The organism is Streptomyces hygroscopicus, from assembly GCF_026168105.1.
GTDB lineage: Bacteria > Actinomycetota > Actinomycetes > Streptomycetales > Streptomycetaceae > Streptomyces > Streptomyces hygroscopicus_D.
In genome coordinates this window covers 102,189-126,862 of sequence record NZ_LBMW01000023.1, presented here as the reverse complement: position 1 = coordinate 126,862, position 24,674 = coordinate 102,189, and the positions used below count along the sequence as shown (strand labels likewise).

At 72.2% G+C, this 24,674-nt stretch carries 21 protein-coding genes and 1 pseudogene; 10 read left to right on the top strand and 12 right to left on the bottom strand.

What is annotated here, in order from left to right; all coding sequences use genetic code 11:
- The 4 genes and pseudogenes from AAW14_RS22415 to AAW14_RS22400 all read right to left on the bottom strand — a co-directional run.
- Nucleotides 1-282 (bottom strand): annotated as a pseudogene (locus AAW14_RS22415) (flavin reductase); the annotation flags it as partial.
- A 51-nt stretch (nucleotides 283-333) separates the two neighbouring features.
- Entirely contained in the window at nucleotides 334-1,146 is an 813-nt protein-coding gene (locus AAW14_RS22410) for an enoyl-CoA hydratase/isomerase family protein (protein WP_265565710.1), read from the bottom strand.
- A gap of 34 nt (nucleotides 1,147-1,180) precedes the next feature.
- Nucleotides 1,181-3,406, bottom strand: a complete 2,226-nt coding sequence (locus AAW14_RS22405; RefSeq protein ID WP_265565704.1) for an acetate--CoA ligase family protein — start codon at nucleotides 3,404-3,406, stop codon at nucleotides 1,181-1,183.
- Nucleotides 3,407-3,657: 251 nt separating this feature from the next.
- Nucleotides 3,658-4,857: a flavin-containing monooxygenase gene (locus tag AAW14_RS22400; protein WP_265565703.1), complete on the bottom strand. Its 1,200-nt coding sequence runs from the start codon at nucleotides 4,855-4,857 to the stop codon at nucleotides 3,658-3,660.
- Between the two features lie 271 nt (nucleotides 4,858-5,128).
- Here AAW14_RS22400 and AAW14_RS22395 point away from each other — a divergent pair, with 271 nt between their 5' ends.
- From AAW14_RS22395 to AAW14_RS22385, 3 genes are read left to right on the top strand one after another with little or no spacing between them, the layout of a single operon-like run.
- Nucleotides 5,129-5,581 carry a DoxX family protein gene (locus AAW14_RS22395; protein ID WP_265565702.1) on the top strand — a complete coding sequence of 151 codons (453 nt, stop codon included), beginning with the start codon at nucleotides 5,129-5,131 and terminating at the stop codon, nucleotides 5,579-5,581.
- Nucleotides 5,545-5,973, top strand: a complete 429-nt coding sequence (locus AAW14_RS22390; RefSeq protein ID WP_265565701.1) for a Zn-ribbon domain-containing OB-fold protein — start codon at nucleotides 5,545-5,547, stop codon at nucleotides 5,971-5,973. Before AAW14_RS22395 ends, AAW14_RS22390 begins: the two co-directional genes overlap by 37 nt.
- Nucleotides 5,974-6,004: 31 nt before the next feature.
- Nucleotides 6,005-6,607 carry a GNAT family N-acetyltransferase gene (locus tag AAW14_RS22385; protein WP_265565700.1) on the top strand — a complete coding sequence of 201 codons (603 nt, stop codon included), beginning with the start codon at nucleotides 6,005-6,007 and terminating at the stop codon, nucleotides 6,605-6,607.
- Nucleotides 6,608-6,754: 147 nt separating this feature from the next.
- Here AAW14_RS22385 and AAW14_RS22380 read toward each other — a convergent pair whose 3' ends face one another.
- Nucleotides 6,755-7,420, bottom strand: a complete 666-nt coding sequence (locus AAW14_RS22380) for a pyridoxine/pyridoxamine 5'-phosphate oxidase (RefSeq protein ID WP_265565699.1) — start codon at nucleotides 7,418-7,420, stop codon at nucleotides 6,755-6,757.
- A gap of 48 nt (nucleotides 7,421-7,468) precedes the next feature.
- Nucleotides 7,469-8,641 (bottom strand): thiolase C-terminal domain-containing protein, encoded by a 1,173-nt coding sequence (locus tag AAW14_RS22375; protein ID WP_265565698.1) that lies wholly within the window; start codon nucleotides 8,639-8,641, stop codon nucleotides 7,469-7,471.
- 101 nt (nucleotides 8,642-8,742) lie between these two features.
- Between AAW14_RS22375 and AAW14_RS22370 the strand changes: the two genes are divergently transcribed.
- The 3 genes from AAW14_RS22370 to AAW14_RS22360 are packed head-to-tail and all read left to right on the top strand — an operon-like array spanning nucleotide 8,743 to nucleotide 10,913.
- On the top strand, nucleotides 8,743-9,927 hold the full coding sequence (locus AAW14_RS22370) for an acyl-CoA dehydrogenase family protein (protein WP_265565697.1): 1,185 nt from the start codon (nucleotides 8,743-8,745) through the stop codon (nucleotides 9,925-9,927).
- Nucleotides 9,924-10,397 (top strand): nitroreductase family deazaflavin-dependent oxidoreductase, encoded by a 474-nt coding sequence (locus AAW14_RS22365; RefSeq protein WP_265565696.1) that lies wholly within the window; start codon nucleotides 9,924-9,926, stop codon nucleotides 10,395-10,397. The genes AAW14_RS22370 and AAW14_RS22365 overlap by 4 nt, the downstream gene beginning before the upstream one ends.
- Nucleotides 10,398-10,451: 54 nt before the next feature.
- Entirely contained in the window at nucleotides 10,452-10,913 is a 462-nt protein-coding gene (locus AAW14_RS22360) for an Lrp/AsnC family transcriptional regulator (RefSeq protein ID WP_265565695.1), read from the top strand.
- Between the two features lie 266 nt (nucleotides 10,914-11,179).
- Here the strand turns inward: AAW14_RS22360 and AAW14_RS22355 are convergent, their stop codons facing one another.
- Entirely contained in the window at nucleotides 11,180-11,827 is a 648-nt protein-coding gene (locus AAW14_RS22355) for a TetR family transcriptional regulator (RefSeq protein WP_265565694.1), read from the bottom strand.
- A 327-nt stretch (nucleotides 11,828-12,154) separates the two neighbouring features.
- On the opposite strand from AAW14_RS22355, the gene AAW14_RS22350 reads away from it, so the two are divergent.
- Nucleotides 12,155-14,494 carry a PQQ-binding-like beta-propeller repeat protein gene (locus tag AAW14_RS22350; protein ID WP_265565693.1) on the top strand — a complete coding sequence of 780 codons (2,340 nt, stop codon included), beginning with the start codon at nucleotides 12,155-12,157 and terminating at the stop codon, nucleotides 14,492-14,494.
- A 127-nt stretch (nucleotides 14,495-14,621) separates the two neighbouring features.
- Here the strand turns inward: AAW14_RS22350 and AAW14_RS22345 are convergent, their stop codons facing one another.
- The 3 genes from AAW14_RS22345 to AAW14_RS22335 are packed head-to-tail and all read right to left on the bottom strand — an operon-like array spanning nucleotide 14,622 to nucleotide 16,996.
- Nucleotides 14,622-15,401: an enoyl-CoA hydratase/isomerase family protein gene (locus AAW14_RS22345; protein ID WP_265565692.1), complete on the bottom strand. Its 780-nt coding sequence runs from the start codon at nucleotides 15,399-15,401 to the stop codon at nucleotides 14,622-14,624.
- Nucleotides 15,398-15,826 (bottom strand): Zn-ribbon domain-containing OB-fold protein, encoded by a 429-nt coding sequence (locus AAW14_RS22340; protein ID WP_265565691.1) that lies wholly within the window; start codon nucleotides 15,824-15,826, stop codon nucleotides 15,398-15,400. Before AAW14_RS22340 ends, AAW14_RS22345 begins: the two co-directional genes overlap by 4 nt.
- A gap of 3 nt (nucleotides 15,827-15,829) precedes the next feature.
- Entirely contained in the window at nucleotides 15,830-16,996 is a 1,167-nt protein-coding gene (locus tag AAW14_RS22335) for a lipid-transfer protein (RefSeq protein WP_265565690.1), read from the bottom strand.
- 108 nt (nucleotides 16,997-17,104) lie between these two features.
- Here AAW14_RS22335 and AAW14_RS22330 point away from each other — a divergent pair, with 108 nt between their 5' ends.
- On the top strand, nucleotides 17,105-18,709 hold the full coding sequence (locus AAW14_RS22330) for a FadD3 family acyl-CoA ligase (RefSeq protein WP_265565689.1): 1,605 nt from the start codon (nucleotides 17,105-17,107) through the stop codon (nucleotides 18,707-18,709).
- Nucleotides 18,710-18,959: 250 nt separating this feature from the next.
- Here AAW14_RS22330 and AAW14_RS22325 read toward each other — a convergent pair whose 3' ends face one another.
- Nucleotides 18,960-19,124 carry a hypothetical protein gene (locus AAW14_RS22325; RefSeq protein ID WP_265565688.1) on the bottom strand — a complete coding sequence of 55 codons (165 nt, stop codon included), beginning with the start codon at nucleotides 19,122-19,124 and terminating at the stop codon, nucleotides 18,960-18,962.
- A gap of 215 nt (nucleotides 19,125-19,339) precedes the next feature.
- Nucleotides 19,340-22,282 carry an AfsR/SARP family transcriptional regulator gene (locus AAW14_RS22320; RefSeq protein ID WP_265565687.1) on the bottom strand — a complete coding sequence of 981 codons (2,943 nt, stop codon included), beginning with the start codon at nucleotides 22,280-22,282 and terminating at the stop codon, nucleotides 19,340-19,342.
- A 207-nt stretch (nucleotides 22,283-22,489) separates the two neighbouring features.
- Here AAW14_RS22320 and AAW14_RS22315 point away from each other — a divergent pair, with 207 nt between their 5' ends.
- A complete protein-coding gene (locus AAW14_RS22315; protein WP_265565686.1) occupies nucleotides 22,490-23,740 on the top strand; it encodes an amidohydrolase family protein in 1,251 nt (416 codons plus the stop codon).
- Nucleotides 23,741-23,760: 20 nt separating this feature from the next.
- A complete protein-coding gene (locus AAW14_RS22310; protein ID WP_265565709.1) occupies nucleotides 23,761-24,666 on the top strand; it encodes an LLM class F420-dependent oxidoreductase in 906 nt (301 codons plus the stop codon).
- The last annotated feature ends 8 nt before the right edge of the window (nucleotides 24,667-24,674 follow it).

The window sequence follows — 24,674 nt, the reverse complement described above, 5'->3', positions numbered from 1 at the left end:
CGCGCCGTCCGCGCCGTCCGCGCCGTCCGCGGCGGGTGCGCCGTCCGCGCCGCCCTCGCTGCCCGCGGCGGGTGCGGTGATCACGGTGATGCCGGTGGCGAAGTTCCCGAGGACGCGCCGGAACTCGCCCGGGTCGACCGGTGCCCGCTCGTTTGCCCCGACGGCCCGAAGCTCAGGCCGCGGCAGCGCTTCGACGGGCCCCGCGGCCGTTCCTGCCCCGACCGACCTGAGGTAACGGACGGCGGTGGCCGCCATCCCCGCATGTCCCATCACACCGACCATTGAAACTGACGGCATGTCAGAAGTGAAGCCCGGTGAAGCCCCGTTCAGGGCTCAGCGTCCGTGGTACCGGGGTTCCCGCCGTTCGACGAAGCTCGCGACCCCTTCGCGCGCGTCCGCCGTGGTCATGTTGATCTCCTGCGCCGCTGCTTCGGCGGCGAAGGCCGAGGCGCGGTCGCCGTCCAGGGAGGCGTTGACCAGTTGCTTGGTGAGCGCGAGGGCCCGGGTGGGTCCGGCGGCCAGACGCTCGGCCCAGGCGCGGGCGGTCTTCTCCAGGCCGTCCGCCGGTACGACCCGGTTGACCAGGCCCAGACGCTGCGCGTCGGTGGCCGTCAGCGCGTCGCCGAAGAACATCAGCTCCTTGGCGCGCTGCGGACCGACCAGCCGCGGCAGCAGATACGCGCCGCCGCCGTCCGGAACGAGCCCGCGCCGCACGAACACCTCGACGAACCTTGCGGATTCGGCGGCGAGTACGAGGTCACAGGCGAGGGCGAGGTGGGCGCCGAGGCCGGCTGCGGCGCCGTTGACCGCCGCGATCACCGGCTTCTCGCAGTCGAGGACCGCGGCGATCAGACGCTGGGCGCCCCGGCGGATGGTCCGGGCGACGTCGCCGGGCATCCGCTCACCGGCCGCCGCCCCGCCGCGCAGGTCCGCGCCGGCGCAGAAGCCGCGTCCCGCGCCCGTGAGGACCACGGCCCGCACGGCCGGGTCGGCGGAGGCGTCGAGAAATTTCCGGATGAGGTGTTCACGCAGGTCAGGGGTGATGGCGTTGAGGGAGTCGGGCCGATTGAGGGTGAGCCACGAGACCTGATTGTCAGTGGCGTGCAGTACCAATGACTCGACGGGATCTTCGGGGGAGGACGTCATCATGTTCCGTTTCTTGAGTCGGCTGATCCGGGCCTCAGCGGCACACCGCCAGCGCGTCCAGCGCCACGGCGCCCTGCCCTCTGGGCAGCACCATCAGAGGATTGATGTCCAGCTCCGCGATCTCGCCCCCGAGCTCCAGGGCCATGCGCTGCACCCGGAGCACCACTTCGACGAGCGCGTCGAGATCGGCCGGGGGACGCCCGCGCACGCCGTCCAGAAGGGCCCGTCCGCGCAGCTCGGACAGCATGGCCCGCGCCTGCTCCTCGCCGAAGGGCGGCACGCGCACGGCCGCGTCCCGCAGCACCTCCACGAGCACGCCGCCGAGTCCCACGGTGACCGTCGGCCCGAAGAGCCGGTCATGGCAGAAGCCGACGACCATCTCGACGCCGCGCTCCACCATCTGGCACACAAGGACGCCGTCGAGCTTGATCTCCGCGTAGCGGGCGATGTCGGTCAACTCCCGGTAGGCGTCCCTGACCTGGCTGGCGGAGGTCAGCCCGATCTTCACCAGGCCGAGCTCGGTCTTGTGGGCGATCTGCGCGCCGGACGCCTTCATCACCACCGGGTAGCCGACGAGTCCCGCCGCGCGTACGGCCGCCGCCGCGCTGGTCACCAACTGCTCGCGCGGCACCCTGATGCCGTACGCCCGCAGGAGTTGTTTCGCTGCGTGCTCGCTCAGCTGCTGCCCGGGCTGCATCAGCATGTGTGCCTTGCGGAAGGACGGCGAGGGGGTGCGGGGCGCCTCGTCGAAGGGGGAGCGGTAGCCGTGGACGAAGCGGTGGTGGTCCAGGTGGGCGCGGACGGCCGTGATGCAGTTCGCGACGGTCCGGAAGGTGGCCACGCGCGAGGACCCGAGGAGCGTCTCGCGGTAGGCGGCCTCGGTGCCGACCGGGGAGCCCCACACCACGCACACCAGCTTGTCCGTGTGCTCCGCCGCGTCCACGAGGTCCTGCACAAGCTTGTCGCTGAGTGGAGGAAAGGGCCCGGTCACGGGGCAGATGAGCACCCCCACCTCCGGGTCGTCGAGGATCGAGTCGATGATTTTCCGGCCGCGCCGGTCGCCCACCGGGTGACCGCCGTTGTCGACGGGGTTGGCCACGCTCAGGTACTCGGGTATCCACTGGTGCAGTTCGGCCTGCCTGGCCTCGGACAGCACCGGCAGACGCAGCCCCGCCTCGGCCGCCAGATCCGCGACGTGTGCGCCCGTGCCGCCGGAGATCGAATAGACGACGACGCCGTCGGCAGCCGGGGTGCGGGCCCGGGCCAACAGCGCCGCGGTGTCCTGGAGTTCGTCCAGCCCGTCGACCCGGATCACGCCGTACTGCCGCATCGCCGCGTCGACCACGTCGTCCGCGCCGGTCAGCTTGCCGGTGTGTGAGGCGGCGGTGCGGGCGCCGGCCTCGGTGCGGCCGACCTTGATCGCGACGACCGGCACACCGCGCCGGGCGGCCCGGTCGGCGGCGAGGAGAAAGGAGCGTCCGTCCTTCAGCCCCTCGATGTAGCAGGCGATGGCGCCGACCTCGGGCCGCTCGGCGAAGTAGGAGATGAAGTCGGCTGTCTCCAGGTCGGCTTCGTTGCCGGTCGGCGCCCAGTGGGAGAGCCGCACGCCGAGCTCCTGCAGGGCGAAGACGGGTCGGCCCTGGTGCCCGGACTGGGTGATGAGCGCGACGGCGGGTCCGTCGAGGTCGTCCCGGAACCGCTCGAAGGCGTTGAGGTTGGTGTTGGGCCCGAGCAGCCGTATCCCTGTCCGCTCCACGGCGGCGGCGAGCCGGTCCTGGGCCGCCGCGCCCTCCGCGCCGGTCTCGGCGAAACCGGAGGCGAAGGCGACGGCGAACTTCACCTTGGCCGCACCGAGTTCCTCGACGAGAGGGAGCGGGTCGGAGACGAGCAGCACGGCGAGATCGACCTGTTCGGGCAGGTCCGCGAGCGAAGAGGAGCAGGGGATGCCGAAGACGGAGTCACGGGTGGGGTGCACGGGATGCAGCCGGGCGCCGACCCGCTCGGCCCAGGCGAGCAACTGCCGGGTGATGCCGGTGTTGGGCCGCCCCTCGGCATCGGACGCGCCGACGACGGCGACGGACTCGGGCCGGAAGAACCGGTCCAGATCGGGGACGACGGCGTGCAGCGGCCGGCCGCTGACGTCGAGGTCACCGACGTCGGCGGGCCTGCCGTGCACCACGGGTGAGGGGTGCTCACCGCATGCGACGACCCGGGCCCGGCGGGAGTCGGTGGTGAGGGTGCCGTGGGTTGATCCAAGCATCGGTTCGCCCCGCTCCTGTGTGACAGCTCAACAACTGACGCATTGTCAGGTTACTGAACTGACACCTTGTCAGGAAGGGAGGTGACGGCGCTGACGTGGCCGCGGGTGACCGGGTGACCGGGTGACCGGGATCGGGGGAGCGGGTGACCGGGGATCGGGGGCACGGGTGGCGGGGGATCGGGGGATCGGGGGATCGGGTGGCCGGGCGACGGGCAGCCGTGCGGCGGCGGTGGCTGAGGCGGTGGCCGCGCTCAGCGTGCCGCGCCGCTCCGCTCCCGGTGGCGGGCCACCGCTTTCGCGATCTTCTCGGCGTCGATCGCCAGTTCGCGGAACATGCCGCTGATCGGGTTGGTGAAGCCGGTGAAGAACAGGCCGGGAGCGGTGCGGGGCGAGCGGGCGCCGTGGACGACCGGCCTGCCGCGTGCGTCGAGCACACCGAGATGGCCGACGAGTCCCTCCAGGGCGCGGACGTACCCGGTCGCGGCGATGACGGCGTCGGGCTCGATCCGGGTGCCGTCGGCGAGGACCACCTTGCCGCCCTCGAAGCTGTCGACGGCCGCCACGATCTCGACCCGCCCCTTGCGCACGGCCTTGACGAGCCCGACGTCCTGCACGGGAATCGAGCCCTCGATGACCCGGGAGTAGAGCCCGGTGTCAGGCCGGGGCAGACCCTGTGCCGACAGGTCCGGGAGGCAGATCATCGCGAGCGGCCGGGCCAGCCGGTCCACGAGCCGCACCGGCAGCCGTCGTACGAGGATCCCGGTGAACTGGGCGGCCCAACCGGCGGTGGACCGGCGCACGATATGGGGCGCGGTGCGCACCGACAGCCGCACGCGCGAGGCGCCGCCCTCCGCCAGGTCGACGGCGATCTCGGCACCCGTGTTGCCGACGCCGACGACGAGTACGTCACGGCCTGCGTACGGCCGGGCGTTGCGGTACTCGCCGGCGTGCAGTAACTCGACGGTACAGTCTTGGAGTCCGGGCCAGTCGGGCATGTGCGGGGTGTGGTTGTGGCCGGTGGCGACGACGACCGCGCTTCCGGTCAGTTCACGGCCGCCGGTGGCGTGCAGGAGCCAGCCGGTGCCGTCCGGGGCGGGCTCGACGCGCGAGACCTCGACGCCGGTGACGATCTCCAGTTGGTGGTGCTCGGCGTACTTCTCCAGGTAGCGCACCACGTCGTCGCGCGCCACCCACCGTCCGAAGGACCGCGGCATCGGCAGCCCGGGCAGGCCCGAAAGGCGCCGTGTGGTGTGCAGATGGAGCCGGTCGTAGTGGCGCCGCCAGGACGCCCCGATGCGATCGGACCTCTCCAGGACGACGGCTCGTACGCCCCGGGCGCGCAGCGCGTGTGCCGCGGCGAGTCCGCCCGGGCCGCCGCCGATGACGTACACCGGGCGGTCCTCGTGGGACGGCACCAAGGAACGCGGCGAAGCAGCAGTGGAGTCGGCCATGAGCGCGAGCGTATCCACGCTGATCGTTGATGGGTCTCGGTCAAGACCGAAATCGGTTGCGAATCGATCACGCCTGTAGGAGGACTGGGTGGGGCCGGTGGCGTAGACGGATCGGTTGTGGTGGTTCGGTGATTCCGGTCACGCCTTGGAGCCCCGGGCCCGGACGGTCGGGGCGTGTGAGCTCCTCTCCGCACGCGTCTTGCGCGGTCGCCCTACCTGCGCTGAACTGACGTACCGTCAGAAACTCTGTAGGTGGGAGGGCGGGCGTTCCATGGACACCATCTGGCTCACGGGCGCGCAATGGCTTGCCGTGCTGCGCATCGGGCTCGGGCTGTGGTGGCTGGAGAGCTGGCGGCACAAGGACAAGAAGGCGTGGTTCGAGCGGGGGACCGGTATTGCGTGGGCCGCGGACGTCGCGGCCGAGCACCGCTGGCCGGCGGTGCGCAGCGGCTTCGCCACGGTGGTGGCAAGGCGGCCGCGGACGATGGCGTACGTGGTCGTCTACGCGGAACTGGCCCTCGGACTCGGCCTGATCACGGGCTTCCTGACCCCGGTCGCCCTGGCCGGCGGTCTGCTTCTCAACGTCCTGTACTTCATCCTCATGATCCATGACTGGGCCGAGCAGGGGCAGAACTCGATGATGGCGTTGATCTCGCTGGTGGGGCTGTTCGGGATGTCGTGGCAGACATGGTCGGTGGACGGCGCGCTGGGGCTGTTCCGGTGAGCGGGCGCTTCGACCTCCCGGAGGCGGACGCCTTCACACGGACCTACTGGGACGCGGCGGCGGAGGGACGGCTGCTGGTGCGCCGGTGCGGGGCGTGCGGGCGGGCCCATCATTATCCACGGGAGTTCTGCCCGCACTGCTGGAGCGAGGACGTGGTCTGGGAGCCGGCGAGCGGCCGGGCGGCCCTCTACACCTGGTCCGTCGTCCACCGCAACGACCTGCCGCCCTTCGGGAACCGCGTGCCGTACGTCGCCGCCGTGGTCGACCTCGCGGAGGGGCCGCGGATGATGACCGAGGTCGTGGAGTGCGCGGCGGAGGAGTTGCGGGTGGGGATGGTGCTGGGGGTGGCCTTCAGGGAGGGGATGCCCGTGTTCCGGCCCCGAACCCGATGAGCGGAGCTGTGGTGGTTGGTTGAATGGCCCGATGGCCGACATACACGAGAGGTCCCTCGCGCCCCGCCCCTTTCCCGAGCTGCAGGGCCACGGCCTTCGGCTCGGCACCTGGGACCCGGAGTCCCGGACCCAGCTGGACGCCTGGTTCCGCGGGCTGACCGACCCGGACTTCGCCCGGTGGAACACGCCGCTCAGGATCGTGCGGGACATGGCCGGTGCCCGGGAGTCGCTGCGGTCGAAAATGGCGGGTGCCGCGAACGGGACGAGCGCCTCGTTCCGGATCACGGACGCGGCGAGTGGTACGACGCTGGGGCACATCGGCATCAACGAGATCGATCGCGTCGCCCGGGTCGCCCGCGTCGGATACTGGGTCCTTCCCGAGGCGCGCGGGAACCGGGTCGCCACCCGTGCCCTGGTCGTGGCCGCCCGCTGGGCCCTGACCGAACTGGGCCTGAACCGCCTGGAACTGGGCCATGCCCTCGGCCACGAGGCGTCCCGCATCGCGGAGCGGTGCGGCTTCCCGTACGAGGGGACACTGCGCGGCGCGATGTTCGAGGCGGGGCGGCAGGACAGGTTCAGGGACGTCCATCTGCACGCACGGATCGCCAGCGATCCGGAGCCGGTGGTCCCGTAGGAGCCTCCGCCCCCTTTGCCCCGCAGCGCCGGTCGGGCACGGGGGATGGAGAAGGGCCTGGAGAACGCGCTGGTCGTCGTCCCGGTGTGTGACCGCTCGGCCGTACTTCGCGCCGTGGAGGGTTCGAGGACGGCGACCTGGAAGCCGTCAGGGCCACAGCAGTTCCCTGGCCCAGCCTCCGTCCGTGCGGCGGTAGCGGAGCCGTACGTGCCGGCGCCTCTCGTCCCCCTGGAAGAACTCCACCTCCTGCGGGCGCAGCCGGTAGAGCGTCCAGGACGGGACCGGGGCCTCCGGCTCGCGCCGCGCCCGCTCCCAGGCCTCCTCCGACGCGCGCGCCAACTCCTCGGCCGAGCCGAGTACTTCGCTCTGCCGGCCGGTGAGCGCCGCGGCCAGCGCGCCGGTCGAGCGGGCGTGCAGATCCGCCTGCCCCTCCTCCACCGGGGCGGCCGTGACCGGGCCGCGCACCCGGATCTGGCGGCCCTGGACGGACCAGTAGAAGGCGAGGGCGGCATACGGCCTCGCCGCGAGCTGCCGGCCCTTGCGGCTGTCCGCGTGTGTCGCGAACGTCCAGCCGTCGTCGTCGGCGCCGTGCAGCATCACGATGCGGACGTCCGGTGTGCCGTCCGCGTCCGCGGTCGCCAGCGACATCGTGTGGGGCTCGGACTGGCCCGCCGCCACCGCCTCCGCGAACCACTCCGTGAACAGCGCCAGCGGCTTCCCGGGTGCCGTATCCGGGTCGAAGGCGGGCAGCTCGGTGGTCTCCGGGTCCCACACCCGCAGGGACCTGAGCAGCTCGTGAAGTTCCGTTCCCATGCCCCGAGTATCGCTCCCGGGCCCGGCGTCCTCCTCCGTACCGTCCGCCTACCGGCCCAGCACCACCGTCCCCGACGAGCAGAACCACCCACCCGTTCCCGACGCCACGGCCAGTTCCGGCAGCCGGCCGCCCTTCTTGCGGACCTGCCGTGCGCCCGCCTCGCCCCGCAGCTGCCGTGCGGCCTCCACCAGCAGGAACAGCCCCCGCATTCCGGGATGCTGGGCGGAGAGGCCGCCGCCGTCGGTGTTCACCGGCAGCTCCCCGCCCTCCACCAGCAGCCGTCCCTTCTCCACGTACGCCCCGCCCTCGCCCTTCCCGCACAAGCCGAGGTCCTCCAGCGTCACCAGGGTCATATAGGTGAAGGCGTCGTAGATCTCCGCGAAGTCGATCTCCTGAGGGCGCACGCCCGCCCGCTCGAAGGCGAGCCTGCCGCTCACCGCCGCCGGGGACACGGTGAAGTCCGGCCACTCGGACATCGTCGTGTGCGAGACGTGCTCCCCGGCGCCGAGTACCCACACCGGTGCCGTACGGCAGTCCCGTACCAGTTCCTCGGCCGCCAGCAGCACCGCCGCGCCCCCGTCGGAGCGTATGCAGCAGTGCAGCTTGGTGAACGGGTCCGCGATCATCGGGCCGGACAGGACCTCGTCGACCGTGATCGGTTCGCGGAACATCGCCCCCGGATTCGCCGCCGCGTTCGCCCTCGCCTGGACCGCCACGGCGGCCAGCTGCTCGATCGTCGTGCCGTAGGAATGCATATGGCGGCGGGCCGCCATCGCGTACTTGGCGATCAGCGTGTGGCCGTACGGGACCTCGAACTGGAGGGGCCCTCGGGCGCCGAAGGAGAGGTTGCCCGTGCGGCGGCCGGCTCTGATGTCGGCGCGGGCCGTCGAGCCGTAGACCAGGAGCACCGCCCGGGCGCGGCCCGCCGCGATCGCGTCCGCCGCGTGCGCCGCCATGACCTCCCAGGTGGAGCCGCCGACCGACGTGGAGTCGACCCAGGTGGGCCGCAGGCCCAGGTACTCCGCGACCTCCACCGGCGCGAGGGTGCCGAGCCCCGCCGAGGCGAAGCCGTCGATCACCGTACGGTCCAGACCCGCGTCGGCCAGGGCGCGCCGGGCGGCCTGGGCGTGGAGTGCGTAGGGCGTCGCCTCCTCCACCCGGCCGCAGTCGGACAGCGCCACACCGACGATCGCAACCTTCCGGCCGGTCACAGCAGTCATGGATCTGACGGTACATCAGATCCGCGCTTCCTGAGCCTGTGCATGCGCCCCGCCGGGTCCTAACATGACGAACCGTCAGATGGAGAAGGGACCCCCTGCCCATGGATGCCCGCTTCACCGCCGAACAGGACGAGATCCGCCGCACGGTGCGGGAGGCGCTGGCCAAGCGCTGCGGGCCGGAGGACGTCCGGGCCGCCGTCCGGACCGACGCCGGACACGACCCCGCCCTGTGGACCACCCTCGGGCGACAGCTCGGCCTGCCCGGACTCGCGCTCCCGGAGGCGTACGGCGGCGCCGGCGGCACCCCCGCCGAACTCGCCCTCGCTGGTGAGGAGACGGGACGCCTCCTCACCCCCTCCCCGCTGCTGTCCACCGCCGTCCTGGTCGCGCCCCTGCTGCTCGCCCTCGGCACCGACGCCCAGCGCGCCGAACTGCTGCCCCGTATCGCCGCAGGTGAACTGACCGCCGCTCTCGCCGTGCCGGGCACCGCCCTCGCCACCGCTCTCGCCCTGGTCGGGGACAACCGGGGCGGCTGGGCGGGTGGCGGACGCGCCGGCGGCATCCAGGCGCGGCGTGCGGACGGCGTCTGGCGGCTGTACGGGCAGGCGGACCAGGTCCTCGACGGGCACGGCACCGGGCTGCTGGTCGTGGCGGCACACGCCGGAGGATTCGCGCGGTCGCGGACCCTGCTGTTCCTCGTGCGGCAGGGCGGGGTGCGAGCGCGGCAGACCGCCCTCGACGCGACGCGGCCCTGTGCCCGTGTCGAACTGCGCGATGTGCAGGCCGAGTTGCTGGGCGAGGACGGCGCCGATGTGACCGGGGCGCTCGCTGCCGTCGGGGACCGGGCCGCGGCCTTTCTCGCCTGCGAGGCCGTGGGGGCGGCCGACCGGGTACTGGAGCGGACTGTCGAGTACGTCGGGCAACGGGAGCAGTTCGGGCGGCCGGTCGGCTCCTTCCAGGCCGTGAAGCACCGGCTGGCCGACGTCTACGTCCGGGTGCAGGCGGCGCGTTCGGCGGCGTACTACGGGGCCTGGTCCTCCGCCCGGGGGGAGCGCGGGGAGCGGGTGGGCGGGCTCGCGCTCGCCCAGGCCCTTCAAGCGCTGCGGACCGCGGCGGCCGAGGGGATCCAGTTGCACGGCGGCATCGGGTTCACCTGGGAGCATGAGGCCCATCTGTACTTCAAGCGGGCGGCCGGGGACGCACTGCTCTTCGGCCCGGAGCACCGGCTGCGGGCACACGCGGCCGAGGCGGCGCGGCTCTTCGGGCAGAGGGAGGTGGCCGTGTGAGGGCCCTGGGCGTACGGATCGTGCAGAAGGTGTCCTCCACACGGGCCTTCGCGAAGGTCGCGCCCCACGTCGTGCCCGCCCTGGACCGTGCGGTGCACCGGCTGACGCGGGGAAGGGTCCTGCTCAGCGCGCGGATGCTGCCCGGGGTGGTTCTCACGGCGACCGGTGCGAGGAGCGGGCTGCCGCGCCGTACGCCGTTGGCGTGCATGCCGGAGGAGGACGGCAGCTGGGTCCTCGTCGGGTCCAACTTCGGGCGGACCGGGCACCCCGCCTGGACCGCCAACCTTCTCGTTCACCCGTACGCCGAGATCAGCTGGAAGGGCGAGGACATCCCGGTCACCGTCCGTCTGCTGGAGGGGGCGGAGCGGGACGCGGCCTGGAAGGCGGTGCTGGCCTTCTGGCCGCCGTATGCGACATACCAGGCGCGGGTGGAGCGCGAGATCCGGCTGTTCCGGCTCGTACGGCGCTGATCCCGCCCCTCGCGGTTTGCCCTCGAATGCGCCTATCGGGGGAAGATCTGCGTCATGGACTCCGTGGACCAGAAGATCCTCGCCGAACTGCAGCAGGACGGGCGGCTGACCGTGACCGAACTGGCCGCGCGGGTGCGGCTCAGTGTCTCGCCCTGCCATCGGCGGCTGCGCGAACTGGAGCGGACCGGCGCGATCCGCGGCTACCGGGCCGTCGTGGACCCGGCCGCCTTCGGGCTGAACTTCGAGGCGCTGGTCTTCGTCTCGATGCGGCAGGAGGACCGGGAGACCATCGCCGGGTTCGAGCGGGCGCTGAGCGAGGTGGAGCACGTCGTTCAGGCGCAGCGGCTGTTCGGCGACCCCGACTATCTGCTGCGGATAGCCACCCCGGACCTCGCCGCCTTCCAGCGGCTCTACGACGAGCGCCTTGCCACCCTGCCGGGCGTGCAGCGGCTGACTTCGACGCTGGTGATGAAGCACGTGGTCGAGGACCGGCCGCTGCCCGGTACGCGCGCCTGATGCACGCGCGTCTGATGCACGCGCGTCTGATGCACGCGCGTCTGATGCACGCGCGTCTGATGCACGCGCGCCTGATGCCCGGAGCGCATGATGCACCCGCGCCTGATGCCCGGAGCGCATGATGCACCCGCGCCCCGGCATGAGCAACGGGCGGTGGCCCACCGGAGTGAACCACCGCCCGCATGACAGAACTTGAGCCTGGAGCGGCCGAGCCGACAGGACCGGACGCGCCCGCACCAGTGCCCCGGCGCGTACTTCCCCGCGTACTACTTCGTCGGCTTCTTCCCGGTGACGCCCAGGTGTACCAACAGCGCGAGATTCGGCTTGAGTTCGGCCTGCTTGACGCCCCAGGACTGGAAGCCCTTCTGATGGGAGGCCACGGACGCGAGCATCGCCACCAGCGCACCGGCCACGGCCGCCGGGTTCACGTCCTTGTCGACCCTGCCCTTGGCCTGGAGGTCGGCGATCGCATCCGCGAGGGAGTTGTTCACCGAGTTGAGGATCTTCATGCGGATCTTGTAGAACCGTTTGTCGCCCTCGGCCGCGCCCAGATCGACGACGCGCAGGATCGCCTCGTGTTTGCGCCAGAACTCCAGGAAGCCGTCCACGAGTTCCTGCGCCGTCTGCCAGCCCGCCTTGCCGACCCACGAGCGGCCCTCGAGCAACTCGGTCAACGCGGCGCCGTGCGTGGCCATTTCCTCGGCGACTTCCAGTACGGCGCCTTCGACGTCCGGAAAGTACTGGTAGAAGGTCGCCGGTGACGTCCCCGCCTTCCGGGCGACATCAATGACTTTGACGTCCCGGTAAGGCGAGGAGCTGAGCATCTCGCTGAGGCAGTCCAGCAGCTTCTGCCGGGTTGCCTGCCCGCGTCGACCGGCCACGCGGCCGTCGACGGTACGCACTTGTCCTGTCATGCCGTCAGCTTACCGAGGGGTGATCGAAGCGCGATTCGGCCGACTGCAAATGGGGAGTGCTGCCCACGGGAGAGGCGCGTGGGGTCACCGCCGCCAGCCGCTTCCGGGGCGCCGCCGGCGTTCCATCATGCGGGCGTCCGTTTCCCGTACCCCCGTCTGGCATGGTTTTGTCCAAAGACACCCCGTTCCGCCCCCGGGTTAGCCTCAGCGCGCCCGGACAGGAAGAATCGGGGTTGCGTGCCGCCGCGGCGGTGCGGTGGTGAGACGCTGCACGGGGTCGCGTGCACAAGGCGCACGACGCGACCCGTACGGGGAGGTGGCAGGCAAGTGGTGGATCAGCTGACGCAGCACGATCCGCGGCGGATCGGGCCGTTCGAGGTGCTGGGACGGCTCGGAGCCGGCGGCATGGGGCTGGTCTATCTCGCGCGCTCGGCGTCGGGCCGGCGCGTGGCGATCAAGACGGTGCGCACGGAGCTGGCCGAGGACCAGCTGTTCCGGGTGCGCTTCACGCGTGAGGTCGAGGCCGCGCGGGCGGTCTCCGGCTTCTACACGGCTGCCGTGGTCGACGCCGACCCGCGGGCGGCCGTGCCGTGGCTGGCCACCGCGTACGTGCCCGCGCCCTCCCTCGAGGAAATAGTGACCGAGTGCGGGCCGCTGCCGGCCCAGGCGGTGCGCTGGCTGGCCGCGGGCGTTGCGGAGGCGCTGCAGTCCATTCACGGGGCGGGCCTGGTCCACCGGGACCTCAAGCCCTCCAACGTCCTCGTCGTCGAGGACGGCCCCCGGGTGATCGACTTCGGCATCGCCTCCGGTGTATCGAACACACGTCTGACGATGACCAACGTCGCCGTCGGCACGCCCGCCTACATGTCCCCCGAGCAGGCGAAGGACTCGCGCAGCGTGACCGGCGCGAGCGATGTCTTCTCGCTCGGCTCGATGCTCGTCTTCGCGGCCACCGGACATCCGCCCTTCCACGGCGCCAACCCCGTCGAGACCGTCTTCATGCTGCTGCGGGAGGGCCCGGACCTGTCCGGGCTGCCGGACGAGCTGCGCCCGCTCATCGAGTCCTGCATGCAGATGGAGGCCACCTCCCGCCCCAATCCGGCCGACCTTCAGGCCCAGCTCGCGCCCCACCTCTTCGGCTCGGGCTCCGACGACAGCGGTACGGCGTCGGCCTGGCTGCCGGAGAAGGCGGTCGGCCTGATCGAGGCGCGCCGAGGCGGGCGGCCCCCGGCGAAGCCGCCCTCCTCCGGCGGCCGCAGTGGCGGGGGCGGGCGCCCCCCGGTGCCTCCTCCGCCGTCGCACGACCCGGTGCCGGTGCCGGTCGGCGGGCCCGACTCCGGTCCGGTGCGGCTCGCGGGCGCGTCCGTGCCGATCGGTCCCGGGCCGCGTGTCGCCGACGCCCGGGCCGCGGCGGTGAAGGCGCCGCCCCCGGAGGCGGGCCTCGTGGCGTCCTGGTCCCGGCCGGGCGCCGGGGCCAACGGCGCGGCCGCAGCCGTGCCCGCGGTCCCGCCGCCGTCCGTGCCCCCGGAGGCGGCCTCCGGCTGGCGCCCCTGGCGTTTTCGCATGTCGAACGACGTCTGGGGCACTCCGACGGTCGCCGACGACCTCGTCTACGTCACCTCCTTCGAGGTGCACGCCCTGGACGTGGCGACGGGCCGCCGCCGCTTCAAGACGCGGGACGTGGCCTGGTCCATGGCTGTCGCGGACGGCCGTATCCACGCCTCCGACGGCCCCACGCTCCTCGCCCTGGACGCCCGCGAGGGCGGCGACCTGTGGCGGCTGTCCATGGACGGCTGGGTGTACTCCCTCAAGGCCGACCGAGGCACGGTCGTCACCGGCACCCGCGGCGGCGGCGTCCAGGCCTGGGAGGCGTCGAACGGCCAGAAGCTGTGGGAGATCACCGGGGCCCAGACGGACTTCGAGGCGCCGGAGGCCGGACCGCTGGTCCAGGACGGCACGGTGTACGTGTGGAAGGACGCCCGGCTGCGGGCCCTGGAGGCGCGTACGGGCGACGAGCGCTGGTCGTACCCGATCGGGGACGCGGCGTCCTGCGGCGGTGTGCCCGTGCGCCTGACGCAGGCGCCCGACGGCTACGTGTACGTCTCGGCGGGCGCCCGGGTCCTGGCCATCGAGGTGGCGAGCGGCATGGTGCGCTGGCACTTCGAGGCGCCCGCGGTGTTCCTGTGCCCGCCGGCCTTCGTGCCGGGTCCCGCGGTGACGGGCGGCGGCATCTACCTGGCGGACTACCTGGGCACGGTGTACGCCCTGGACGCCACCGACGGCCGCGACCGCTGGCGCATCGCGACGGAGGCGCGGGCGGCGATCGACCCGGTCCTGGTGGCCGCGGGGCACGTCCACGTCGGCAGCGGCAAGGGGCTGTACACCCTGGACGCGGTCACCGGCACCCCGAAGTGGCGCTTCCAGGCGGGCGGCGACATCGTGGGCTCCCCGGCGGTGTCGGAGGGCCGCATCCACTTCGGCTCCACGGACCATCTGCTGTACACGCTGAAGGCGGACGACGGCCGGCTGCGCTGGAAACTGGCGACCGGTGGCGAGATCACCGGCGCCCCGGTGGTGAAGGACGGCGTGGTGTACGCGTGCAGCAAGGACCGCTGTGTGTACGCCCTCGACGCGGAGAAGGGCACGGGAACGGCGCGGACGGCCTGAGCCTCAAGAGCCAGGACGGCCGTCGCGCCGGGCCGAACGGAAGGGGCGCCGGACGACGGCCGTCACCCCAGACGCTACGCCCCGTGGTCGTTCCGTGCCATACGGTGGCCGAGGTCCCGGTCTTCGGCTACCGCACCCGGAACCCGCCCCTGCGCCGCCCGGCGAACAGCTCCGCCTGCCGCTCGGCCGGCAGGTTCCCGAGCGCGATGAGCGGGGGTGCCTGCGCGAAGGCCGCCGAGCGGGCCGCCTCCTTCGCCGCCCACAGTGCCCGCACGGTGCCCTGGACGCCCTCCGGCGGACAGGAGGCGATGACGGCGGCGCAGCGTACGGCGGCCTCCAACGCGTCGCCCGGTTCGGTGAGTTCGGACACCAGGCCGATCTCGTACGCCCGCCGCGCGGAGATCCGCTCGTCGGTGCCCATGAGCGCCATACGGGCCGCCTCCCCGTGGGGCATCCGGTGCGCCATGTAGACGGACTCGTACGCGCTGACCATTCCGTACGCGGTGTGCGGGTCGAAGAAGGTCGCCGTGGTGTCCGCGACGATGAACTCGCTCTCGCCGAGCAGGTAGAACGCCCCGCCGCAGGCCATTCCTCGCACGGCGGCGATCACCGGCTTCCACAGGTCGTTCGCCTTGGGGCCGATCCGGAGCAGCGGATCGTCCACCATGTACGGCGAGTTGGGCTGCCGCACGTGGGCCGTCCGGTCGAGGCCGGTGCAGAAGGCCCGCTCGCCCGCGCCGGTGAGGACGACGGCCCGTACGGAGTCGTCGAAGCGCAACGCGCGCCAGTAAGCGGAGAGTTCGGAGGCGGTCTCCAGGTCGATGGCGTTGAGTCTCGCCGGCCGGTCCAGGGTGACGACCGCGACGCCGGTGTCCTGGTCGGCGGCGATGCGCAGCCCGCCGCTCACGACCGCTCCGCAACCCACCGGGGCATTCCGTCCCCGCCGAAGACGACCTGCACCTTCGTACCGATGCGGATCCGGTCGGGGGGCACCGAGTCCAGGGGTGCGTCCGGGCCGGTGACGAGGTTCCCGACCATCCGGATGCGCGGCGCCTCCGCCAGCACCACCACGATCACGTTGTACGGCGCCTGCGCCGCGTACGCGGGCAGCAGCGGGGGATGCGGGACGACATACGACCAGATCCGCCCCTTGCCGCTCATCCGCCGCCACGCGTTCGCAAACGACCGGCAGCGCGGGCAGCAGGGGCGCGGGGGGAAGCGCGGTTCGCCGCAGTCGGCGCAGACCTGGACGCGCAGCTCGCCCCGGGCCGCGTAGGCCCAGAAGGGGGCGCCGTCCTCGTCGTGGACGGGGGTCAGGAGGGTGTCGGACATGGCTCAGCTCCTCAGCAGGAGTGCGGAGGTGGGGACTCCTTCGCCGGCGGTGACCAGACAGGCGGCGGCGCCCGGGACTTGGGCGGTACTGGTCCCTCGCAGCTGCTTCACGCCCTCGTTGACGAGGTTGAAGCCGTGGACGTACGCCTCGGACAGACCGCCGCCCCCGGTGTTGATGGGCAGCCGGCCACCGATCTCCAGCGCGCCGCCCTCGGTGAACGGCCCGCCCTCGCCCCTGCCGCAGAAGCCGTATCCCTCCAGGGACAGTGGTATGAGGGCGGTGAACGCGTCGTAGATCTGGGCGACGTCGATGTCGTCCGGTGTGAGATCGGCGTGCTTCCACAGGTGCCGGGCAGCCGTCCAGGCCGGGCCGGTGAGCGGGTCGTCGTTCCAGTAGTTGACCATGCCGTGGTGCTGGGAGGGGAGCCCCTGGGCGGCGGAGTGGACGTACACGGGCCGGTGCCGGCAGTCGCGGGCGCGTTCGGCGGAGACGACCACGCAGGCGAGCGCCCCGTCCGTCTCGAGGCAGTTGTCGAAGAGGCAGAGGGGCTCGCTGATCCAGCGGGAGGTCATATACATGTCCCGGGTCAGGGGCCGCTCGTACATGATCGCGGCGGGGTTCTGGTTGGCCCGGTTCCGGCAGGCCAGGGCGACATTGAACAGATGGTCCCTGGACGCCCCGTACTCGTGCATGTAGCGGCGGGCCAGCATGCCGATCTCGTCGACCGGCCTGAGCAGCCCGAAGGGGCGGGTCCACTGGGCGGGAGTGGGCAGTTGGGCGGCCGTGTTCCGCCAGGGCCGGGGCCCGCTGCCGCGTTTGCGCGACCGCCAGGCGACGCCGACGGTCGCCTGTCCGGTGGCGATGGCGGCCGCGAGGTGCGCGACGGTGGCGCACGAGCCTCCGCCCCCGTAGCCGACCTTGCTGAAGAAGGTGAGGTCACCGAGGCCCAGGGCCTTGGCGACCTCGACCTCGTCGGTCTCCTCCATGGTGTACGAGGCGAGCGCGTCGACCTCGCCCGGCGCGATCCCGGCGTCGTCGAGGGCGGCGAGAACGGCCCGGCAGGCCAGTGTCTTCTCCGGCTCGGGGAGGTGTCTGGCGAAGGCGGTCTGTCCGATGCCGACGATGGCGGTGGCGTCCTTGAGCCCCGCCGTTGCCCCTGCCGTTGCCATGGTGCACCCCTCCGCGTGGACGTCCGGCGGCTGACAGGTCGTCAGGCTACAGCTAATCTGACGGACAGTCAGCTACGTGGTGGCGGGGGTAGGTTCGGGGAGGTCTCTGTGCGCGGTGACGTGGAGTGGGGCAGCATTCCGGGGCTGGTGCGGAGCGCGGCCCGTCGCTACGGCGACGTCGAAGCGGTCGTCGAGGGCCGCACCCGGGTCTCGTACGCCGAACTGGGCGCCCGTGTGGAACGCGCGGCGGCGGCCTGCCTCGCGAACGGCCTGGGCGTCGGCGACCGGGTGGCGATCTGGGCGCCGAACACCCTGGACTGGATCGTCTCGGCGCTGGGCGCGGTGTCGGCGGGCGCGGTCCTGGTCCCGCTCAACACACGCTTCAAGGGCACGGAGGCCGCGTACGTCCTGGAACGGAGCCGGGCGAAGCTGCTGTTCGTGACGGGCACCTTCCTGGGGACCTCGTACGTGGCGTCGCTGCGCCGGGCGGCGGGGCAGGGGGCCGGGGACGGGCCCCTGCCGGGCCTTTCGCACCTGGAGCAGGTGGTGGTCCTCGCGGACGACGCCCCGGCCGACTTCCGGACCTGGAAGGACTTCCTGGCGAGCGGGGAGGGCGTCGGGGAGCCGGAAGTGCGGGCGCGCGCGGCGACCCTGACCGGTGCGCACCCCTGCGACATCATCTTCACCTCGGGCACGACGGGCCGCCCCAAGGGTGCGGTGATCACGCACGGCCAGACACTGAGGGCATACGGGATCTGGACGGACCTGGCGGGTCTGAGGCGCGGCGACCGCTACCTCATCGTCAACCCCTTCTTCCACACGTTCGGCTACAAGGCGGGAGTCCTGGCCTGTCTGATGCGGGGCGCGACGATGATCCCGCAGCCGGTGTTCGGCGTGGAGACGGCGCTCGCCAACATCGCGGCGGAGCGGGTCTCGGTCCTCCCGGGCCCGCCGACGCTGCACCAGTCCCTGCTCGACCACCCGTCCCGGGACGCCCACGATCTCTCCGCGCTGCGCCTGGTGGTGACGGGCGCGGCGGTTATCCCGCTCCGGCTGGTGGAGCGTCTGCGCGGCGAACTCGGCGTGGAGACCGTCCTGACGGCGTACGGCCTGTCCGAGGCGAGCGGTTTCGTCACGATGTGCCGCAGGGGGGACGAGCCCTCGGTGATCGCCACCACGTCGGGCCGGGCGATCCCGGGGACGGAGGTACGGGTGGCCGGCGCGCAGGGCGAACCACTGGGTCCGGGTGTCCCGGGAGAGGTGCTGGTGCGCGGCTTCAACGTCATGCGGGGCTACTTCGAGGACGAGACGGCCACGGCGGAGGTCCTGACTCCGGACGGCTGGCTGCGCACCGGTGACGTGGGCGTACTGGACGCGGCGGGCAACCTCCGCATCACGGACCGGATCAAGGACATGTTCATCGTGGGCGGCTTCAACGCGTACCCGGCGGAGATAGAGCAACTCCTCGGCCTGCACCCGGAGGTGGCGGAGGTCGCGGTGATCGGCGTACCCGACGCCCGTCTGGGCGAGGTGGGGAAGGCGTATGTGGTGCGCCGCCCGGGTGCGGTCCTGACCTCCGACGATCTGATCGCCTGGTCCCGCCGGGAGATGGCGAACTACAAGGTGCCGCGAGTGGTGGAGTTCGTGGCCGAGCTGCCGCGGAACGCGAGCGGCAAGGTGGTGAAGGGGGAACTGCGGGGGTGCTCGCGCTAGCGGCCAGGTCCCCGAGGCCAGGCGGTGACCTGGAGGACGTACACGTACTCGTGCCCGGGCACGGTCAGGCCGGCCGACAACATGGGTTTCGTCCGGGTCGTACTCCCGGCGCCGGTTGCTCACGGGTGAGCGACTCCCGATGGCCTCGCCCTTCTGCCGTTGCCGGAGTGAAGGGGCACCCCCGGACGCACCTCGGCCGCGACGGCTCCCCTCCGCGCCGTCGCGGCCGATCCCCGTTCGGGAGGAAGGTCTAGTTGGGCTCGGACGTCACATGGGTGTTGTCCGGAGTGGTCTCGGTGCCGCCGTTCACGTCGGTGACGTGCGTGTTCAGCGGCTTGACGTCGTCGCCCGCCGGAGCGTCGGTGACGTGGGTGTTGTCCGGCTTGACGATCGGGTCGTTCTCGGTGCTGCTCATGGCGCTTCCTCCCCTAGGTGGAACCGTGCGGAACTGTCGAGGGCCCACCCGGTCACTCCCCCGTGGTGTCCGGGTGGGCCACTTGGGTCGCCCACCTTAAACCGTTCAGCGCAGGCGACCTTCACCGGCGGTCCGTCTGCCCCCCGACGCGACGGATCGACAAGAGAGAGACTGCCGTGCCGCGATAAACGAACGATGAACGCCGCGGCCTGCCTTCAGGCGGCCACGATCGGCCTGAGGAGTTTGCGCACCTCCAGGGCCTCCGGCGAGTCCAGCTGCTCGTAGATCTCGAGTGCCTCGCGCCAGCAGACCTGCGCTCGCCCGGAGTGGCCTATGCCGTTCAACGCCTTGCCCAGCACGGTGAGGACATGACCACGACGCCACTCGCCTCCGATGCCGCGCAGCACCGTGAGCGCCATCTCGGCGTGGCCCGCGGCCCGCGCCGGCTTGAGAGCGTCCAGGTCGACCTCCGCGAGGCGGCAGAGGGTCATTCCCTCCCACAGCCGCTGTCGGCTGTCGCGGAAGACCCGCAGCGCCTCTTCCAGCTGCGAGGTGGCGGCCGTGCTCTGCCCCGTCTTGCCGAGCGCCATACCCAGGGCGTAGCGCCCGTTGGCTCCCCGGAGGGTGTGTCCCAACGTCTGGTAGATGTCCGTGCCTTGGCGGGCGAGCACGACGGCACTGTCCGCACGCCCGGTGGCGAGATGGATGCGTGAGAGGTTGCACAGCGGGCTCGCGGACCCGGCGAGGTCACCGCAGCCGCGGAACCGCTCGATGGCCTGGCTGAAATACCCCTCGGCGTCCGTGTAACGGTTCTGGTAGAACGCGATGCTTCCCAGGATGTTCGCCGCCCAGCAGGAAGGCAGCGGATCGTCGGCGGCCTCGGCCAGCTGCAGTGCCTCCCTCGCCTCGCTGTACGCCCGGTCGAAGTCTCCAGAAAACAGTCGCGCGTTGCTCAGCACGACGGAGGCCCGTCCCTCGGAGCGCAGGTCACCGGTCGCCCGTGCGGCGTCCCGCAGGGTCATGGCCGCCGCCTCGTACTCCTTGGCGTTGGCGCCGGACTCGGCCAGGTCGACGGATGCCCACAGCAGGTCGATGGCCCGCCGCAGCGTTTTCGCCTCGGCCGACTGCCGAACGCAGGCGAGCAGCCGTACGGCCTCCGAGTACAGCCAGTCCCGGGCGGCCTGACGGTTCGCGAACTTCAGACCCGGTGTGTTCGTCGGCTCCAGGTGGTCCACGAGCCGGTCCCCGGGCCGCTCGATCGCATAGCCCTCCGCCGCCGTGGCCAGGTAGAAGTCCAGCAGCCGCGACATCGCCGCGTCCCGCTCGCTCGGCGGGAGCTCGTCCCGCTCCGCGCAGGCGCGCGCGTAGAGCCGGACCAGGTCGTGGTAGCGGTAACGGCCCGGTGCCGCCGACTCCAGCAGGGACGTGTCGACCAGGGACTCCAGCAGGTCCTCCGTGTCCTCCAGGGGGAGGTCGAGGACCGCCGCCGCCGCGGCCAGGGAGATGTCCGGGCCGTCGGCCAGACCGAGGAGGCGGAACGCGCGAGCCTGGGCAGGCTCCAGCTGGCCGTAGCCCAGCTCGAAGGTGGCCTTCACCGCCAGGTCCCCGGCCTGCAGTTCGTCCAGCCGGCGGCGCTCGTCGGCCAGCTTCGCCGCCAGGACGGAGACCGTCCAGGTGCGGCGGGCCGCCAGCCGGGACGCGGCGATGCGGATCGCCAGCGGCAGGAAGCCGCACGCCGCCACGACGTCCAGGGCGGCCTCGCGCTCCGAGGCGACCCGCTCCTCGCCCACGATCTTCGTGAAGAGCTGCAAGGCCTCCTCCGGGGACATCACGTCCAGGTCCACCAGATGGGCGCCCGCCAGGTCCACCATGCGCACCCGGGAGGTGACGAGGGCCGCGCAGCCCTCCGTGCCCGGTAGCAGCGGGCGCACCTGGGCCGCGTCCTTCGCGTTGTCCAGCAGGACCAGGACGCGCCGGCCGTCCAGGACCGAGCGATACAGCGCCGCCCGCTCCTCCAGCGTGTCCGGGATCGCCGAGTCGGCCGTGCCCAGGGCCCGCAGGAACGACCCGAGGACCGTCTCCGGCTCCGCCGCCCGCTGGCCCGCGCCCTGGAGGTCCACATACAGCTGGCCGTCGGGGAACGCACTGCGGGCCTGATGGGCCACGTGTACGGCGAGGGTCGTCTTGCCGACGCCCCCGATGCCCGCGAGGGCCGAGACCGCCATCACCCGGCCCTCGGCCGATGCCAGCACCTCGCTCAGTTCGGCGACGAAGGCCGTCCGGCCCGTGAAGTCGGGCACGGTGGCGGGAAGTTGGGCGGGACGGACCGGCACGGACGTCGGCTCCGGCGCCGGAGCCGACGGTTCCGCGAGCGCCGGGTCCGCCCGCAGGATCCGCTGCTGGAGCTCCTGGAGGGTCGGGCCGGGATCGACCCCGAGCTCATCGAGGAGCAGACGGCGCGTGTCCGCGAACACCGCCAGCGCCTCGGCCTGGCGGCCGGACCGGTACAGCGCCAGCATCAGCAGCTCCCGCAGCCGCTCGCGCAGCGGGTGCGCCGCCGTCAGCGCGGTCAGCTCCGAGACCGCCTCCGCGTGGCAGCCCTGCTCCAGGTCCATGTCGAGTCGGGACTCCAGGAGTTGCTGGCGCCACTCCTCCAGGCGGGTGCGCTGCGTCTCCGCGTACGGGCCGGGCACGCTCGCCAGCGTCTCGCCGTCCCACAGCGCCAGCGTCTCGTTCAGCACCTGCCGGGCGTGGTAGAGATCTCCGGAGTTCCGGGCCTTCTCCGCCTCCGCGGCCATCTCCTGCGCCGCGGCGAGGTCCAGGGTGCGGGCGTTCCGCAGCCGCACCGCGTATCCGCCCGACTCGCTGACCAGCGTCCCGGCGGAGAGGACCTTCCGCAGCCGGGAGGCGTAGGTGCGCACGGCCGCCAGCGCCCGCGGCGGCGGCTCGTCGCCCCACAGCGCGTCGATCAGCTCGGACGCCGTCGCCGTACGGCCCTCCCGCAGCAGCAAAGCGGCCAGCAGGGCGCGTTGCTGCGGCGACCCCGTGGCCAGCAGCTCCTCCCCGCGCCAGGCGCGCACCGGGCCGAGCACACCGAAGCGCAGCGCCGCCGATTCCTCGGGACCCCGCTGCTCCGGTACTCGCGGTACACCGTCCATCGCTGCCCCCTGGCCCCCTGCCGAACCGTCCACAACCAAGAGGCCAGTTTGCCTTGTTCATGGCGGATGCGTCAGCCGTGGGAGACACCGATCACAGGCAGCCGTACGGTGCATCACAAGGCCCACACATGCTCTCCCCAACCGCTCCGGGCCGGTAGGGCCGCAGGTTAGCTGACGATCCGTCAGATCAGCGCTACCGTGACCGGCATGGAGACCTCACGGACCAACGGCGCCCTCCCGCGGATCATCTCGGTCGACGACCACACGGTGGAGCCCCCTGACGTCTGGCAGGACCGGCTCCCGAGGAAGTACCGGGACGTCGGTCCGCGCATCGTCCGGGCGCCCCTGAAGGAAATGACGTTCCTCGGCGGCAGGTTCGCCCCTGTCATGGGCGCTCCCGGCGACGAGGGCCCGCTCGGCGACTGGTGGGTGTACGAGGACCTGCACCGGCCGCTGACCCGCCTGGACACCGCCGTCGGCTGCAGCAGGGACGAGATCAAGCTGGAGATCATCACCTACGGGCAGATGCGCCCGGGCTCGTACGACGTCCCGCAGCGGCTCGCCGACATGGACGTCAACCACGTCCAGTCCGCCCTCTGTTTCCCCACCTTCCCGCGCTTCTGCGGCCAGACCTTCACGGAGGCCAAGGACCGCGAGCTCGGGCTGCTGTGCGTCCAGGCGTACAACGACTGGATGGTGGAGGAATGGTGCGGGCCGCCGGCGCAGGGCCGTCTCATACCCCTCACCCTCGTTCCCCTGTGGGACGCCCGGCTCGCCGCCGCCGAGGTGCGGCGCAACGCGGAACGCGGTGTCCGCGCCGTGGCGTTCTCCGAGATCCCGCCGCGCCTGGGGCTGCCGTCGATCCACACCGACGACTGGGACCCCTTCCTGGCCGCCTGCGACGAGACCGGCACCGTCATCGCGATGCACATCGGCTCCAGCAGCAGGATGCCTTCCACGTCCGCGGACGCCCCGCCGGCCGTCGGCTCCACCATCACCTTCGCCAACTGCTGTTTCTCGATGGTCGACTGGCTGATGAGCGGCAAGTTCGAGCGCTTCCCCAACCTCAGGGTGATGTACGCCGAGGGCCAGATCGGGTGGATCCCCTACATCCTCGAGCGCGCGGACGTCGTCTGGAAGGAGAACCGCGCCTGGGGCCAGGTCGCCGACAAGGTCCACCGCCCGCCGTCCGAGCTCTTCGCCCGCCATGTCTACGGCTGCTTCTTCGACGACGCCTTCGGCCTGCGGAACCTGGACGCCATCGGGGTCCACAACGTGCTCTACGAGACCGACTACCCCCACTCCGACTCCACCTGGCCGAGGTCGCGGGAGGTCGGCGAGGCGCAGATGGGGCATCTGGAGGCCGACGTGGTGGAGCGGATCGTCCGCCGCAACGCCATCGAACTGCTGGGGCTGACGGAGGGCGGCCTGTGGGCCGGGCCGGGTGGTGCCCGTTGAGCGGGTCCCTGCGGTACGGGATGCAGCTGCCCGTGCAGTCCCAGAGCACGATCTACGCCGAGGGCTGGGAGGCCGGGGCGGGGCCGGAGGACCTCGTCGCGGTCGCGCGGGCCGCCGAGCGCGGCGGGTTCGACTACATCGCGTGCTGCGACCACGTCGCCGTCCCCACCCGCCTCGCGCCCGCCATGAGCACGGTCTGGTACGACCCCGTCGCCACCCTCGCCCACCTCGCGGCCGTCACCGCACGCATTCGGCTGCTCAGCCATGTCGCGATAGTGGGCCTGCGCCATCCGCTGGCCACGGCCAAGCAGTACGCGACCCTGGACCATCTCTCCGGCGGCCGACTCGTCCTCGGGGTGGGCGCCGGGCATGTGCGGGAGGAGTTCGAGGCGCTGGGGGTGGACTTCCGGCAGCGGGGCGCGGTGCTCGACGAGACGATCGAGGCCCTGCGGGCGGCACTCGGGCCGGAGGAGTTCCCCGAGCACCACGGGAAGCTGTACGACTTCGCCGGACTCGGGCAGCGGCCCCGGCCCGCCCAGCCCCGCGTGCCGCTCTGGGTGGGCGGCTCCTCACCTGCCGCCGTGCGCCGGGCGGCGCTGAAGGGCGACGGCTGGCTGCCCCAGGGCGATCCCCGGGACCGGCTGCCCGCCCAGATCGCCCGGCTCCGGGAGCTGAGGGCCCAGGCGGGCATCGGGGCCCCCTTCACCGTCGGCGCCATCACCGAGCCGCTGTACGTCGGCGAGCCGGGCTGGGACGTCGGGCGGCGCACGGTCAGGGGTACTCCGGAGGCGGTCGCCGAGTCGCTGCGGGCGTACCGCGCGATGGGCGTCCACCAGATCCAGGTGCGGTTCCGCAGCCGCAGCCGCAGCGAACTCATCGACCAGATAACGGCGTTCGGGGCGGAGGTCGCCCCCCTGCTGGACTGAGGAGACCC